Origin of the sequence: Nitratiruptor sp. SB155-2 (assembly GCF_000010325.1) — a bacterium.
In the GTDB taxonomy this organism is placed as follows: domain Bacteria; phylum Campylobacterota; class Campylobacteria; order Campylobacterales; family Nitratiruptoraceae; genus Nitratiruptor.
The window spans coordinates 1356763-1371415 of the sequence record NC_009662.1 but is presented as its reverse complement, the minus strand read 5'-3'; the positions used below and the strand labels follow the sequence as shown (position 1 = coordinate 1371415).

General features: G+C 37.7%; 11 protein-coding genes. 2 read left to right on the top strand and 9 right to left on the bottom strand.

Going from position 1 to position 14653, the window contains the following annotated elements; translation table 11 throughout:
- Window positions 1-37: 37 nt before the first annotated feature.
- The 5 genes from NIS_RS07275 to NIS_RS07255 form a co-directional block, all read right to left on the bottom strand.
- The gene (locus NIS_RS07275; protein ID WP_012082725.1) at window positions 38-475 is read right to left on the bottom strand and encodes a hypothetical protein; all 438 of its coding nucleotides are present in this window, start codon (window positions 473-475) and stop codon (window positions 38-40) included.
- The gene (locus tag NIS_RS07270; RefSeq protein ID WP_012082724.1) at window positions 472-1383 is read right to left on the bottom strand and encodes a type II secretion system protein; all 912 of its coding nucleotides are present in this window, start codon (window positions 1381-1383) and stop codon (window positions 472-474) included. Before NIS_RS07270 ends, NIS_RS07275 begins: the two co-directional genes overlap by 4 nt.
- A complete protein-coding gene (locus tag NIS_RS07265) occupies window positions 1380-2087 on the bottom strand; it encodes a type IV pilus modification PilV family protein (protein ID WP_012082723.1) in 708 nt (235 codons plus the stop codon). Before NIS_RS07265 ends, NIS_RS07270 begins: the two co-directional genes overlap by 4 nt.
- Window positions 2084-4849, bottom strand: coding sequence for a hypothetical protein (locus NIS_RS07260; protein ID WP_012082722.1), 2766 nt, complete (start codon window positions 4847-4849; stop codon window positions 2084-2086). Before NIS_RS07260 ends, NIS_RS07265 begins: the two co-directional genes overlap by 4 nt.
- 109 nt (window positions 4850-4958) lie before the next feature.
- Window positions 4959-5693 (bottom strand): pyrroline-5-carboxylate reductase, encoded by a 735-nt coding sequence (locus NIS_RS07255; RefSeq protein ID WP_012082721.1) that lies wholly within the window; start codon window positions 5691-5693, stop codon window positions 4959-4961.
- A gap of 70 nt (window positions 5694-5763) precedes the next feature.
- Between NIS_RS07255 and bamD the strand changes: the two genes are divergently transcribed.
- Together bamD and lon are read left to right on the top strand one after the other, a co-directional pair.
- Window positions 5764-6402 (top strand): outer membrane protein assembly factor BamD, encoded by a 639-nt coding sequence (gene bamD / locus NIS_RS07250; RefSeq protein ID WP_012082720.1) that lies wholly within the window; start codon window positions 5764-5766, stop codon window positions 6400-6402.
- Window positions 6403-6415: 13 nt separating this feature from the next.
- Window positions 6416-8833 carry an endopeptidase La gene (gene lon, locus NIS_RS07245; RefSeq protein WP_012082719.1) on the top strand — a complete coding sequence of 806 codons (2418 nt, stop codon included), beginning with the start codon at window positions 6416-6418 and terminating at the stop codon, window positions 8831-8833.
- Between the two features lie 10 nt (window positions 8834-8843).
- Here lon and NIS_RS07240 read toward each other — a convergent pair whose 3' ends face one another.
- The 4 genes from NIS_RS07240 to NIS_RS07225 are packed head-to-tail and all read right to left on the bottom strand — an operon-like array spanning window position 8844 to window position 14609.
- On the bottom strand, window positions 8844-9218 hold the full coding sequence (locus NIS_RS07240; protein ID WP_012082718.1) for a response regulator: 375 nt from the start codon (window positions 9216-9218) through the stop codon (window positions 8844-8846).
- On the bottom strand, window positions 9215-12349 hold the full coding sequence (locus NIS_RS07235) for a nitrate- and nitrite sensing domain-containing protein (protein ID WP_012082717.1): 3135 nt from the start codon (window positions 12347-12349) through the stop codon (window positions 9215-9217). Before NIS_RS07235 ends, NIS_RS07240 begins: the two co-directional genes overlap by 4 nt.
- Before the next feature lie 11 nt (window positions 12350-12360).
- Window positions 12361-12768, bottom strand: a complete 408-nt coding sequence (locus tag NIS_RS07230; protein ID WP_012082716.1) for a sel1 repeat family protein — start codon at window positions 12766-12768, stop codon at window positions 12361-12363.
- Window positions 12768-14609, bottom strand: a complete 1842-nt coding sequence (locus tag NIS_RS07225) for an Hpt domain-containing protein (RefSeq protein WP_012082715.1) — start codon at window positions 14607-14609, stop codon at window positions 12768-12770. The genes NIS_RS07230 and NIS_RS07225 overlap by 1 nt, the downstream gene beginning before the upstream one ends.
- Window positions 14610-14653 lie beyond the last annotated feature (44 nt).

The following is a 14653-nucleotide window of genomic DNA, read 5'->3' as shown; positions in this document are numbered from 1 at the left end:
TTGGAATTTTTCGAAATTATATAATAGTTAACTTAAATTAGAGCTTTTGCAACGTCCGTTTGACATATCGAATAGGTACTCCATTGTTGAGCTTGGGATCTTTTAATTGTACAATGGTGTCAACGAGGACGGAAGCATTGCTTTCATCAAACGCCACACTATTGTCAAGGATGTTACAGTTGGCAGTGGGTAATCCTTTGCCTATATAGTGGAGTGTAATATTGATATCGAATGTATCGTTGTAATTGAGATTGATCTGATTCAAACATCCAGTTGATGAGTTGATTTCATGTCCTTGAATAGCCAAAATCGCGTATTCTGTGCCGCTTCTTGCCAGTAGTTGGGCCTGTTCATACAGATATCGATTAGCAACTTTTGCTGTTGTCGTTCCAAGTAAAGAGATGGCCAAACCCATCAGTACAGCGATAAGGAGCATAAATATAATAGCAGTCAACAAAGATATGGCTTTTCTCAAAAGACAACCTTTTTCCCACAGATATTTGCTTCGATTTCAGAAGTGTTGAGATCTGAATGTGCGCACAGACGAAGCTCTATCGCTTGTCCGTCTCGCCGAAAATTAAAGATGGTCGCTTTGTCTATCAAAACTGAACTCTCTCCATTTTTATAGGTTTCTCCTTTCCAAGGACGGAAATTGTAGTAAAGTTTTACTGTATAAGTGCCATTGCCATTGGCTTCAGGAACTACTGCATAAGCGCTCCATGCAAGATAGTAGTGTTCATACAGTCTATTGGGTTTTGGTTGATTGTTGGAAGAATCGATAGAAAAGATGTTGGATCCTGTCGCTCGAACAGAAAATATGTGTGTAGCTGCTTGTCCTTGTGGAACTTTCCAGCCATATGCTTGAACGATATCTACATTGAATGGTAGTGCAGCAAAGACGATAGCAGATTTGGAATCATTTGTAAGATTGACATCACCGTTAGAGAGCGATCCGATGATACTGGCAGCTAGTGTTAGATCGTCACCTTTTGTATAAAGCGTATTTGCATCACTGTCTTGCAAGTCGATAAAGCCGCTCCATCCAGGCTTGTTCATAGATCCATTCCATGACCCACGTCTTGCTTCATACGCTTTTCCTATCCAGGCAAGGATTTTATATCCTTCTTCATTTCCAGATAGAGAAGTTATGATGTTAATGTGGTTGGGATCTTTTATGGCAACTCCACTAAATGGAATGCGATATTCAAGCCTTTTGGCTATCTGTTCCAATGCTACATCCGTTTTATAGGTTGCCACTGAAATCTCTTTTGAAAGAATATAGTTTTCATACGCTTTGAAAACGATGTCCGAGCCTATCGAAGCGACGATACCAACGATTACAAGTACGAGTATGAGTTCAACAAGAGTGAAAGCTCTTCTCAAGGCAGGTCCTTGTAAGCCAACTTCGGTTCACCTATGTTTGGACTTATGGCACGAAGAATTACATATTCAGAATTGCCGTTTTCGTCAGTGACTTCGGGTAGGGAAACGTTGATTTCTATCAATTTTAGATTGGATGTATCAGAGAATGGGGTATTGGAATCATCAAAAATTTTCCATGAAACTGTGTTTGAAAAATAATCTGTGTGATCATTGATATAAAAAACCTTGTAGTGAATTTTCATTGTCAAGACTGAACCCATGGCATTGGAAACTTTTGTAATCTGTTCGGTTGCATTGTTAAAATCATCCAGATCGTTTATTTCGTTGCCTTCTTTACCAAGTGTAGAACTAGCACTCCTTTGCTCTTGGACAGTTGTTATCGGATAAAAAATTCTCGTGACTTTTTCATTGAAGTTCCCTCTTCTATAACGAGAGGTGTTGGTCTCTCTTGCGAGTTCCGGATCTGCCAAATTGCTCACATCCAAAATGAGTGACCGAGAGAGATTTTCATCTCGGCTGTGTTCGTCCCATGGATAACTCAGAGCCGTTCCGATACTTCGATAGGCTTGCGTTACGGCTTCGAGTTTCAATGCCTCTTGTGCCTGATTTGCCGTTTGTTGGAATAGGCCAGGAATACCGAGCAACACGATGGAAATGACGACAAGGGCAAAGATGAGTTCTAAAAGAGAGAACCCTTGTCTCACCACTCGATCCTTTGAAGAGGTTTTTGATTTAGTCTGTTTTCGGAAGTATTGTTTTCGAAACTGCCACCAAATCCTTTCCACTTTGTACCGCTCATAAACGTAATCTCAAATGGTACGGTTGTTGCATTTTGATCAAATTTGTTATAGATAAGCCACGATGAGGCATTGATTTCGATGAGAGCGTGGTATGGATAGATGGTTCCACTATAACTTATTTGTATAGGAATCGTTCCTGCTGTAATGGTAGAAAGAGCAGAAGATGGTGGCAAATTGACGAATGATGAATTGACCGGTGATTTTAAAGACAAGTTGAATATTTGCCCCAATGCTGTACTATTGTGCTTCGTATTGACAAACCAGTGCGGCGTAAGGAGACTTTCACTGCCTTCAATATTTCCAGGATCGCTTGCATTGGAGTCATAGACTTCAAAATAGATTTGAGTTGATGCAGTATTTCCTTTTACTGTTTTATCTGGAGAAATAACTCGACCATAATAAAAGTATATACTTTTATTTATATATGTACCGTTAAAAACTTTTGTCGCACCTGGATTGTTCATCCAGGATGTAGAGGTATTGGCATCAACAACTTTTAAAATAACCGGATTAAGTGGTATGTTTTTATTTCTATCTAGGTTAAAATACACTTTTGCCTCGCCAATACCGTGTTCAAATTGAAAAGGACTGATCCACTCTTGCAAACTGTTTTTAGATCTGTTCAAATCATATGTTTTGTTTAGTGTCCAAATCGGATGAGATGCATTATCTTCTGTGTATAAAGATAAAGGGACATTTTTATTGCTATTTAGTGTAAAATCCAAGAAAAGGTCAAAGGTACTATTTAATTTTAATCCATTGATTCTTGGCGCATTAGCTTCATCTACATCAGGGAAACAGGTCTTTGTAAAATTTTTTGTAATCTCTCCATCTTTATTTTTGGCTGTAATTTTAAAATTGATATAGGCTGCCATTTTTGGTGAAGAATAAATACTGTTAGCATTTCTAACTTGATTGGACATATAAACCCAGTTTTGATTTGTTGTTGTTTTGTATTCAGCATTTGTATCAAACTGATATGGGATAAACAATAAGATGTTTGTTTTGTTAATATCGTTAATATCATATATTTCAGTGGCTGGTTTGATAAATCGTAATGTGTCGTTTGTGTCATCAGCGTCAACTATAGCCCACTCGTGTCCCGGTTTTTCACTAACATTAACTTTTAAAATACCGGTTTCGGAAAATTTTAATGATGCATTAACTTCTCCATTCATGAAACTAGGGGATTGAATTAATGAAAATGTGCCGGAAGCGGGACAAGAAGTTACATCTGTTTTTCCTGTATCACGTTGCATCTGTTTTATCTCGTCAGATGAAGGAGTAAAAAATGATGACGTTATATTCAAATTGCCAATTGATTCATTATAGTTATCAATTGATTTCACAGTATTTATCGTTCCACTGTTTCGTGTAAAATTACTTTTGTCTACGGTTTTAATAGTTAAATTAAACTCTTCACCAGCTCTTTTGTATTCGTTTTTACCGAATACTCTAAATCCATAAGGACGGATAGCAAAATTATCAGTAGAACAGATTAAAGGGCTGTTTTCAAGAGTGCATTCGTAGCAACCATATTTATGATTATAATCATGTTCGCCTTTATCTTTATGGTTAGATTTACAAGATTCATGATTACAGAAATGTTCTTTTTCGCCATGGTGATTTGATTCACAAGGTTTGCAATGCTTATTACATCTTTGATATGCTTCTTCGCCGAAGGCCGCTTTATAGTTATTATCAGAAGCTAAACAAGCCGGTAAACCAGGCACTGCATTTTGAGTTGTCGAACTATGTTTTAAACATTCAAAATGATGCTTTTTATAGAGTTTGTTATAGTCAATGTATTTCATTCCAAATCGTTTTGCTTTTGCTATTTGTTTTATAGTAAAACTTTCTGACGTTCCATACTTGCTGCCTTGTCCAATCACTGCAACCAATGGATTGCCGTTGTCGTCATACAACTTTTTGGGATTTGAACAGTTGTCGTCTACAAGATAAAGTAAAACAGGAATATCAACACCCTCGTTAGTTGATGGGGTCTTGTTGTCATCTCCAAGGTAGATGACATCCACAGTTATTGATTGATTGATTATTTTGGTTTTCAGACCTTTCCCTTGCTCATAAGCAGATTCGATAAAATTATCGACTACATCTATGGAATTTGAGGTCCTATTTGTTTCTAAGTTAGTAGTTGTTTGAGGACATGCTTCTATCTTTCCAGAATAGTTTTGATTATTTTTTGTAAAACTGCCATAAAGATTATTTCCTAAAAATATAGCATTGTTTACAAGGGATTTAAAGTAAATGGTGTGTGTTTCATTGGCATCGTAATCTGGCATAGGATTGTATACTATAGCATGATTAAAAATTCCTAATTCTCCAAAGTCAAAAGAATTTTCTTGAGTACAATTACCTTCTTGACCGTCAATGCCGCATTCACTGAAAACTGAACCACTAAAACCGCTTATTCTTAAAACAACTTTTACATCTATTAATTTATCTGAGCCTCGGTTACTGATCGGTATAGTTTCTTTACAGTTCATTCCCCCTTTAAATAAACCAAAATTGGTACAAAACGCAATAGGTGGTAGTCCCTCTGGTTCTGGATTATAGCTTGGTGTTTCATAGCATAGGTCTTCTAAAACATTTCCATTAGCAATCATTGAAGAGAGTATCATAAGAAACAGAATAACTTTTTTCATTTTGTATCCTTTTGTATAATGATTTTGAAAATATCATCTATTTTCAAGTATAAAATTAAATAAATTTATTTAAGCTTAAGTAATAAGAAAAAAATCTTCAAAAAGGGTTTTATTTTTTAGTTTTTTCAAAAGCTTTTTGTATGCTTTGTATAAAGCCATTTCTAACCCCATTTTCCTCCAACGCTTTATACCCTGCTGCGGTCGTACCGGCTGGACTCATGACCTTGTCTTTGATCAAAGCTGGATGCTCTTCGCTGATAGCGGCATAGCTTTGAAAAAGTCCAGATACGAGTCCATAAGCGATATCTCGTTTTAGTCCACACAGAACTCCTCCATCTGCCATGGCTTCTGCCACGAGGGCTAAAAATGCCGGGCCGCTTCCGGCAATTGCCGTAGCGATGTCAAGCTCTTTTTCACTTTCAACCCAGACCACCTTTCCTATTTTTTCAATGAGTTCGATTGCTCTTTCGTCTTTATCTCCTGTCATTGCCGTGATGGAGGCTTGTTTGATAGCTGCTATGTTTGGCATGGCCCGAACATATTTTTGCGCCGGGATTTTATGTAGCGTACTAATAGGAGTGCCTGCGAGTATGGAGATGAGAAGTTCTGCTTTTCCACTTACTTGGTTTGCCACATCTTCCAAAGCGTACGGTTTGATGGCTAGGATGACTGTTTTGCCAGTGATATCATAGTCTTGAAGAGATTGTACTGGTATATGAAACTCTTTTTGTATCTTTTGTAGTTTCTCTTTATCTCTTCCTACCAATTCAACCTCGATGCCATGACGCAAGAGGCCTTGCAAAATGGCTTTTGCCATAGCCCCATAACCGATGATCGAAACCATACAGACTCCTTTAAATATATTGTAACATACTCTTACTTTTTTGTTATAATTGGGGCAAAAAAGAGGGTTTATGAAGAAACAGGCTGTTTGCATTGCTACATTGGCACTTCTTTTAGCTGGGTGTTCATCAAAAAATATAAGCGAATATAATAAGCCAGATATCTACTGGTATCAAAAGATGGTTCGATATGTCAGTACTTCCGATTTGGATAAGGCAGATGAATACTTTACGTCACTGCAAAGCGAGCACTTTTCCTCGCCACTTCTCAAAGAAGCGATGCTTATCATGGCGCAGGCTCATATGGATAACGAAGAGTATTTGATGGCAAAATACTATCTTGATGAGTTTATCAAACGTTACGGGAATGATAAAAATGTTGCATTTGCCAAGTTTTTAAAAATCAAAGCCTCCTTTTTGGCCTTTAGAAACATAAACCGTGACCAAAAACTCCTCCAAGACACCATAGCTGAAGCCGAAAGCTACAAAAAAGAGTTTATCGAAAACGAGTATATGCCTATGGTGGATACTATGCTTACAAAACTCTACATGGCCGAATATGTATTAAACGAAGAGATAGTAGCACTTTACGAAAGAAGAGGGAAAATGAAAGCAGCGAAAATATATCGAGAACGGGTTAAACACTCATGGTTGAAAAAAAATGAGATTGATGTGCCGACAAACTGGTATGATTATCTCATAAACTGGTGAGGGGAGGGTGGCAATGAATTTAAGTGATTACAGCTCTTTTCCGACAACTCTTCCTGTCATAGTTGAAGATGATATCTTTTTATATCCATTCATGATTTCACCGATATTTATCAATGATGAAGCAAACATTGCTGCAGCCGAAAAAGCGCTGCAAGAAAACAGTCTTATTCTTGTAGCACCATCGAAAGAGGGACACGAAGGAGAAAGAAATTTCGATGCGATCTACCCGGTAGGGGTTATCGGATCCATTATGAGAAAAGTGAGCTTGCCTGATGGCAGAGTGAAACTTCTTTTTCAAGGACTTGCTAGAGGGAAGATTTTAGAGCCTGTTTCCAAAGCTCCTATGCAAGCTGTTGTGGACATCATCGAATCAAAACCCTACAACGAAATCAAGGTAGATGCGCTTCTTGAGGTTCTTCGAGAAAAGATTAAGACACTGGCTCATGTCAATAGCTCATTCCCGCAAGACCTTGTAAAAACGATTGAAGAGAATCATGAGCCAAACCGTATTGCCGATCTTGTGAGTTCTGTTTTGAAACTGAAAAAAGAGCGTGCATACGAGATGTTTGTGGAAGAGGATGTGGAGAAGCGTTTGATGCTTCTCATCGATGCTATCACGGAAGAGATCGAACAGAGCAAGCTGCAGCGTGAGATAAAAAGTAAAGTCAGCTCACGTCTCGAACAGGCTAATAGAGAATATTTTCTCAAAGAGCAGCTCAAACAGATCCAAAAAGAGCTTGGTGTAGATACGCAAAAAGAGGAAGAGGTTGAGGAGTATCGTCAAAAACTTGAAAAAATAAAGGATTTTTTAACTCAAGAAGCCTACAAAGAGATCAAAAAGCAGATCGACAGATATGCCAGGATGCATCCAGACAGTGCCGAAGCCGTTGTGATCCAGACCTATTTGGACTGGGTATTGGAAGTTCCTTTTGGAAAGTATTCTAAGAAAAAGCTCGATATCAAAGATGTAGAGCGAGAGCTTGATAAAGACCATTATGGACTTGAAAAGCCTAAAGAGCGGATTGTGGAGTATTTTGCCGTTAAAGAGCTTATGGAACTAAGAGGGATAAAAAAAGAGAAGGGCAGTGGTGCGATTCTTTGTTTTGCAGGACCTCCGGGGATCGGAAAGACTAGTCTTGCGAACTCTATAGCAACGGCTTTAAAACGTCCATTGGTTCGAATCGCCCTTGGCGGTTTGGAAGATGTGAGCGAACTTCGAGGACACAGACGAACATATATCGGCGCAATGCCCGGACGGATTGTCCAAGGACTGATCGATGCAAAAGAGATGGACCCGGTGATGGTTCTCGATGAAATTGACAAAGTTGGGCGTAGTATGAGAGGAGACCCCACCTCTGTACTCTTAGAGATTTTGGATCCTGAGCAAAATACGCATTTTAGAGACTACTATCTCAATTTCAGTATAGATTTGAGCAATGTTATATTCATCGCTACAGCAAACGATATCGGCTATATTCCGGCACCTTTAAGAGATAGAATGGAGTTCATTTTTCTAAGCTCCTATACGCCAAACGAGAAACTAGAAATCGCAAAAAGATATCTCATACCTCAAGAGATCAAAAAACATGGTTTGAAACGAAGTGAACTTTCCATTTCCAAGCCGGCTCTTGAAGCTATTATAGAAAAGTACACAAGAGAGGCCGGAGTGAGGAATCTGCGAAGGCGGATAGCCGATATCGTACGAAAAGCGGCAAAAGAGTTGTTGGAAAACCCGGATCTCCATAAAGTTTCGGTCTCATTGAAAAATCTCAATAAATATCTGGAAAAACCGGTTTTTGAAATCGAAGCGATCGAAAAAGAACCACAAATCGGCGTTGTCAATGGTCTTGCATGGACTGCTGTCGGAGGCGATGTCTTAAAGATAGAATCTATAAAAATAAAAGGCAAAGGCGGCCTGCAGCTTACTGGAAGCCTTGGTGATGTGATGAAAGAGTCGGCTCGTATCGCCTACAGCGTTGTTAAAGTGCTCATCGATCAGGGAAAAATCGAGATTGATCAAGAAGTGATACCAAAAACGGCAAAAGAGAGAGAAGAGAAGATAAAAGTCGATCCAAGCGAAGTGTACAGACGCTATGATATCCATCTTCATATTCCAGAAGGAGCGACACCAAAAGATGGACCGAGTGCCGGGATTACCATGGCTACTTCAATCGCTTCACTTCTGAGTGGAAGAAGAGTACGAAACGATGTGGCTATGACAGGCGAACTCACATTGACCGGTAGGGTTCTGCCTATAGGAGGACTCAAGGAAAAGTTGATTGCTGCCTATAAAGCGAAAATCAAAAAAGTTTTGATTCCCAGAAAAAATTATGATAGAGACTTAGATGAGATTCCGGCTGAAGTTCTGAATAGTATGGATATAGTTCCTGTTTCAAGTATTGAAGAAGTTCTAAAAGAGGCGATAATCTAAACGCCTCTTTTTAAAGCTGAGTGAATGTTTTTATCTTTTCGATAAGCTGTTGTTCACGAATGGGTTTGTTTACAAAGTCATTTGCACCAAGACTTAGTGCTTCGCTTTTTTTCGTTTCATCAGTCGTTAATACAATAACCGGAATATCCTTCAGTTCCTCATCTGAGCGCATGATTTTCAAAGTCTCTAGACCATCCATCATTGGCATGATGATATCGAGTAAAACGATATTGATATCTTTTTGGTCTCTTAAAATATCGATTGCTTCGATACCGTTTTTTGCTTCATAAACCTCTTCGACGAAATCTTGCTTCATCATCATTGTTTTCAGTAGTTTCAAATTGATAAAATCGTCATCAACTACCAAAATCTTTATCTTTTTCATACCGTAACACCTTTAGTGAGATCGAGTTTTTCTAAAATAAGAGCAACTTTTGCTTTATTGACTATGTCATCGTAAATAATATCAAAAATATCTTCTGGATCTTGTACATTCTCATGATCTTCGGCAAAAAGAACAAGTTTAAGGCCCGTTTGATTTTTCAATGATTTTAGTTTTTCATAATCAAAGTTTTCAAAATCATAATCTATCATTGCGGCTGCATAATCTCCACTTTGCATTTTTTCATAGCAGCTTTCAAAGTCAGAGGTTGCCACAGGTTCGAAGTCAAGATCTTCAACAAATTTGCTAAGAAGTTTTGCTTCAAGATTTGTCTTTTTGCATATGAGAATCGGTTTCTTTTTGACTTCGACTACATCGGTTTTTTCTTCTTTGTGTTCTGTTTGAGGCTGTAGATCCTGCTTGGACTGCTTTGAAGTTACTATTTTGTCTTTAAGGAATTTTTTCAAAATGGCCACTAACTCATTTTTGATAAGAGGTTTTGTGATGTACTCGTCCATACCTTCATTGATGTAGCGTTCACGATCCCCTTTCAGTGCATGAGCGGTGAGTGCAATGATAGGGATATGTGGCTGATTGCTCTCCTCTTCATATTCCAATATCTCATGTGTTGCCTCTACGCCATCCATGATAGGCATCTGGATATCCATGAATATGATGTCATAGTCTCCATTTTTTCTTTTTTCAAAAGCCTCTAGCCCATTGTTTGCCAAATCTACCGTTAAACCAAGATCCTCCAACGTTTTTTTAATCAGTTTTTGATTAATGGTGTTGTCTTCGGCTACTAACGCTTTAGCCGCAAGTTTTTCATCACCGGTAAACTCCAATGTTTCTTGTTCGCTAGACTCTATTTTGGACTTATAGTTTTCTATATACTCTTTGAGTGTCTGCACAGTTTTTGTATAGTTGACTGGTTCAAAGAGCAGTTTCATAAGTTGATTGGCAAAGCCTTCCACTTTTTTCTTATATGTTACTTTCGTAACCAATGCCACAGGGATGTCCCGTACGAAGAAATTCTTTAAGCTATTTTCATTGATATAGTCATAGTCTATCATAGTAAAATCATAGTTGGATTTATGGTTGATCAGTTCTTTGAGATTTTCAAAAACAACGAATTTTGCTCCAAGATATTGCAAGTACTCTTTAATGAAAAGATCTTGATCTTTTGGCATGTTGCTTTTTATATAATATGCCACTCGTATACCATTGAATCTGTTTTCCAATGATTCTGTCAGTGCCGGAACTTCTTCAAGGACTAGTGTAAAGAAAAATTTTGTCCCTTTTCCAACTTCACTTTCAAGGTTGAGCCGCCCTCCCATGAGTTTGATGAATTCACTGGAGATGGTTAGGCCAAGTCCTGTTCCTCCAAATTTCCTTGTAACGCTTGAATCGGCTTGCGAAAATGCTTCAAAAATCTGCTTCTGTTTATCTTCAGGAATACCGATTCCTGTGTCGCGTACCTCGAAATATATTTCGGCTCTTTCGTTGTACTCTTTGACTTTTCGTATCTCTACGGTTACATTACCCCCTCTGTCAGTAAACTTGATGGCATTGCTTATAAGGTTGATAAGAACCTCTTTGATTTTTGTAGGATCGCCTTTGAGAGGTTTGTTGAGATGAGGATCTACGAAAAGCGCAAAGTTGATATCTTTTTCCGCAGCTCTTGGAGCGTATACTTCGATCGCGTTTTCGAACTCTTCGATTGGATTGAAGACAATATTTTCGATTTCGATCTTTTTGCTTTCAATTTTCGATAGATCCAAGATTGCGTTGATGATCTCAAGAAGGTTTTCAGAACTCTTTTCAATGATATTGACGAATTCTCTTTGTTCAGGAGTTAATTCGGTGTTTTTCAAAAGATCGGTAAAACCTATGATACCATTGAGTGGTGTTCTAATCTCATGTGACATATTGGCAAGGAACATACTTTTTGCATGGCTTGCCTCTTCGGCGGCCGTTTTTGCATCTTGCGCTTTTTTAAGCGCCGTTTCCAAAAGTTCGTAAGCGGCATTGATACCTTGCGTCGTATCGAGATTGATTTTGGACTCTATTTCCTCTGTTTTTTCGTCTTTGATGGATTCTGCTTCGGCAACTTTTCGTAAAATAGACTCGAGTCGTTTGATGTTGCCGGTAATGTCTCTAGCAAACAAAAATCCGATGATAGCCAAGATTAATGAAAGTGCCCAGACGCCGGCAGCGATCAATAGGGTCAAAAGATTTTGTTTGGATACATTTTCTATAGCGATGAGCATATGTTTTTTTAGAATAGTTTCTAGCTGTTGGATCGTGTCGATTTTTTCTGATTGAAGGTTGAACCATAATGTCGGATCTACAGGATATAAACCATCATTGACTGCTCTATCGATTTCAACACGACTTTGCATAACATCTTCTAAAACTTCTTGTACATCTTCTGACTGTAAAATCCTTTCAAGCTGTTTTTGTACCTTTTGGTTTGAAACGTTGAAACTCAAAAAGCCATCCGCTTTTCCCAGTAGTTTCATCCACTCTTTGAGATACTCGTCATTCATAGGAATGTACTTCGTTAATACATAAGAAAGGAAACCCCGTTCCAATCCAGAGTACTCTTTAGAATTTACAAAAAGTAAGTAGTTGGCGATGTACGAAGTTATTTCAGGGTTGAGTGAATAGTTGCTGACTTTAGAGATTAAATAGTAGATAGGTTGGTTGAGGGACTTGGTATAAAAGTCGAAAAAGGCTTTTTTATAGTCTATTGAAAGAGAATCTATCTGCTTTCTGATATTAGGTAACATTTTCGCAGCAGCTAATATCGGTTTTAATTCTTTTGAAAGCTTAGGATAGGTTGTGGCTAAAGTGTGTAGCTCTGCAAATTTTTTATCAACAACTTTTCGTTGTGCTTTGAGTGAGGATTTGAGCTTTTTCCCATTGCTTCCTAAAAAAATGGAGGTCATGCCCCGCTCTTTTGCAATCTCTTTCATTAATGATTCGAGCGATTTGTTGATTGTGATGCGAGTTTTCAATTGATTTGTTTGATTGTACTGCTGATATGAAGTATACACCACGTAAGAGGATACAATCAAAAGGAGCAAGATCGGTATCAAACTGATCAGTCTGAGTCTATTTTTCAATCCCATACCATTATCCTTTATTTGTTGTTTTTATTTTTTTTCAGTTCTTGAAGTTTCTTGGCTACTTCTTTGCAATCAGGTACGCTGTTTTCTTTGATGATCTTTTCAGCTTTTGCCAAATTATGGTATTTTTCTGCATACACTTGTGCCATGAGGCACTGTGCACGGACATTTCCTGAATCTGCTGCCGCTTTCAAAAAAGTTTCCGCCATGTTGATATCTGGTTTGATTCCTCCCAGACCATTTAAATATATTTTGCCAAGGAAATAGCCTGCGTTGATAGCATCATCGTCATAATAGGCCTCTTTCAATAACTCCAGAGCCTCTTTGTAGTTTTGCTGTTTAAATGCTTGTATACCTTCGGAAAAACTCGAAGCCCAAGTAAATGAGAGTGCTACAATTACACAAAAAACGAATCTTTTCACTATGCATCCTTCAAAAAGCTATTGATTTGTTCAAGTATACGATCGATATCTTTAGGATCGATATGTTTTGTTTGTATCATCTGTTCAATCTGAGATTCTATTGATGGAAGATAGAGCTGTTTGGCTATTTTTTGCAAGGTTTTTAATTTTTTCAAAGCTTCATTGTCGGGAAGATTATAGAGTGCTTGTAAATCATTTCGAAACTCTGTCAAAAACTCTTTATAGGTAGCAACATCAAGTCCTAGACTATTTGCTTTTATTTCAAGGATTTTTTTAAAGATATTCATACCAAGATTTTGACCGATCGTAATAATTCTATCAAAAAAATCTATTAAAAGCTGTTCCATTGATTCTATATCATCTTCTTGCATAAGTTTGCCAAGAATTTTTTCAATTTTTTGTAACCTGAGATTGGCTGCGGTGCCTTTTAATTTATGAATATTCTTTCTGAACTCATCGATTTTGCTATTTTTTAAAAGGGTATATAACATGGTTTCTTGCTTAATGACCTCTTGAATATATTCTTCGATAAACTGTTGCACTTCCTCTTTTTCAAGGCCAAGATCTGCTGCGGCAATAGCTATTTCTAAACCGACATCATCATCTTCGATCTTTTGATTTTGAGAGATGCTTGGTTCCTCGATTTTTTCTTTTGGAACTTCTTTTTTATTTTTTTCAAGTGAAGGAAGTTGTGAAGCTGTATTTTCTTGGAGAATTTCGGCTTCATTGAACTTTTTATATATCGCAGGGTTGAACTGTTGCGCGAATCTATCCAAAAAGGAATAGAATTTATTAACTTGTTCGGTTATTTTTTCGATGTCTTCGTCATCTTTTGAATATTGCAGATACTGAGCAGCTTCACCTATCCGCAAATTATTTGCAGCACCTCTGATTTTATGAAGTAGTTGTGAAAGTTTTTCAAAATTGTAGTTTTGAATGGATTTATAGATTTCTAGACGCAGCTCATACGCCTGCTCAATGAATTCATCGATCAATTCACGCAAAAGAGACTCATCAATCTCTAATTCATTGGCGACATCGTGGATATTATATGGAATAGAACTCTTCTCTACCAGCTGGGTAGAAAATGTTTCAGCTTCACTTTGTTCTTCTTTGGTTTGTATTTGCGATGTCTCTTCATCGAAAAGGGTATAGGGTTCATCCATGGAATGATGTAGAATTGGCGGTTCATCGTTAACGTTTTCTTCGTTTTCTACAACAATCGGTTTTGGAGCCGTTTCATGAATAAGATCTTCATTTGAGAGAATTTGGAAACTTTCATCTTTGTCTTCATCTTCATTTATAAGTTCAATTTTCTCTTCTTGTAAGGGTGCAGATGGTGATTTGGTATCGGAAATGTTTGTTGTTTCACTTGGAGGCATCTTTTGCTTATCCAAATCTTGCGGCTGAAGTGGTTCGATCTCTTTGGATGAATCGATAATTGCTGCATTTTCGAGAGTTGTTTGTGCAGGAGATACAGCAACAGTAGATTGTGACTTTTGAAAACTCCCAAACTCCTCACTGAATTGTTCAGGGATCAGATCGATACAAAAAAAAGCAATTTCACCGGATCTATTTAAAAGGGTATGGATATCGATCTGTACTTCTATCCCGCCTCTTTTGGTTTCAATGATTGCGAAATGGGTTTTTGTCGGATTGTACAGCACATAATCTATCCAGGAAAAGTTTTGAAATTTATAAACATATCCGGGTCTATTGACGAATAGTTCGGCGATGTCATCGACCTTGTTAAAAAGATCTTGAGTTGTTTCAAAACCAGTTACTTCCAAAATTTTTTCATCAATTGCTACCAGCTGTCTTTTATTGTCGTACAAAAGCACGTACAATCCTTTATATATATTATCAAACGGAGTATAAGTCGCTA

Excerpts from the sequence above, each read along its gene's own strand:
- NIS_RS07240 (WP_012082718.1), bottom strand. The coding sequence starts at position 9,218 with ATGAAAAAGATAAAGATTTTGGTAGTTGATGACGATTTTATCAATTTG.
- NIS_RS07255 (WP_012082721.1), bottom strand. The coding sequence starts at position 5,693 with ATGGTTTCGATCATCGGTTATGGGGCTATGGCAAAAGCCATTTTGCAA.
- NIS_RS07235 (WP_012082717.1), bottom strand. The coding sequence starts at position 12,349 with ATGGGATTGAAAAATAGACTCAGACTGATCAGTTTGATACCGATCTTG.
- lon (WP_012082719.1), top strand. The coding sequence starts at position 6,416 with ATGAATTTAAGTGATTACAGCTCTTTTCCGACAACTCTTCCTGTCATA.
- NIS_RS07260 (WP_012082722.1), bottom strand. The coding sequence starts at position 4,849 with ATGAAAAAAGTTATTCTGTTTCTTATGATACTCTCTTCAATGATTGCT.
- bamD (WP_012082720.1), top strand. The coding sequence starts at position 5,764 with ATGAAGAAACAGGCTGTTTGCATTGCTACATTGGCACTTCTTTTAGCT.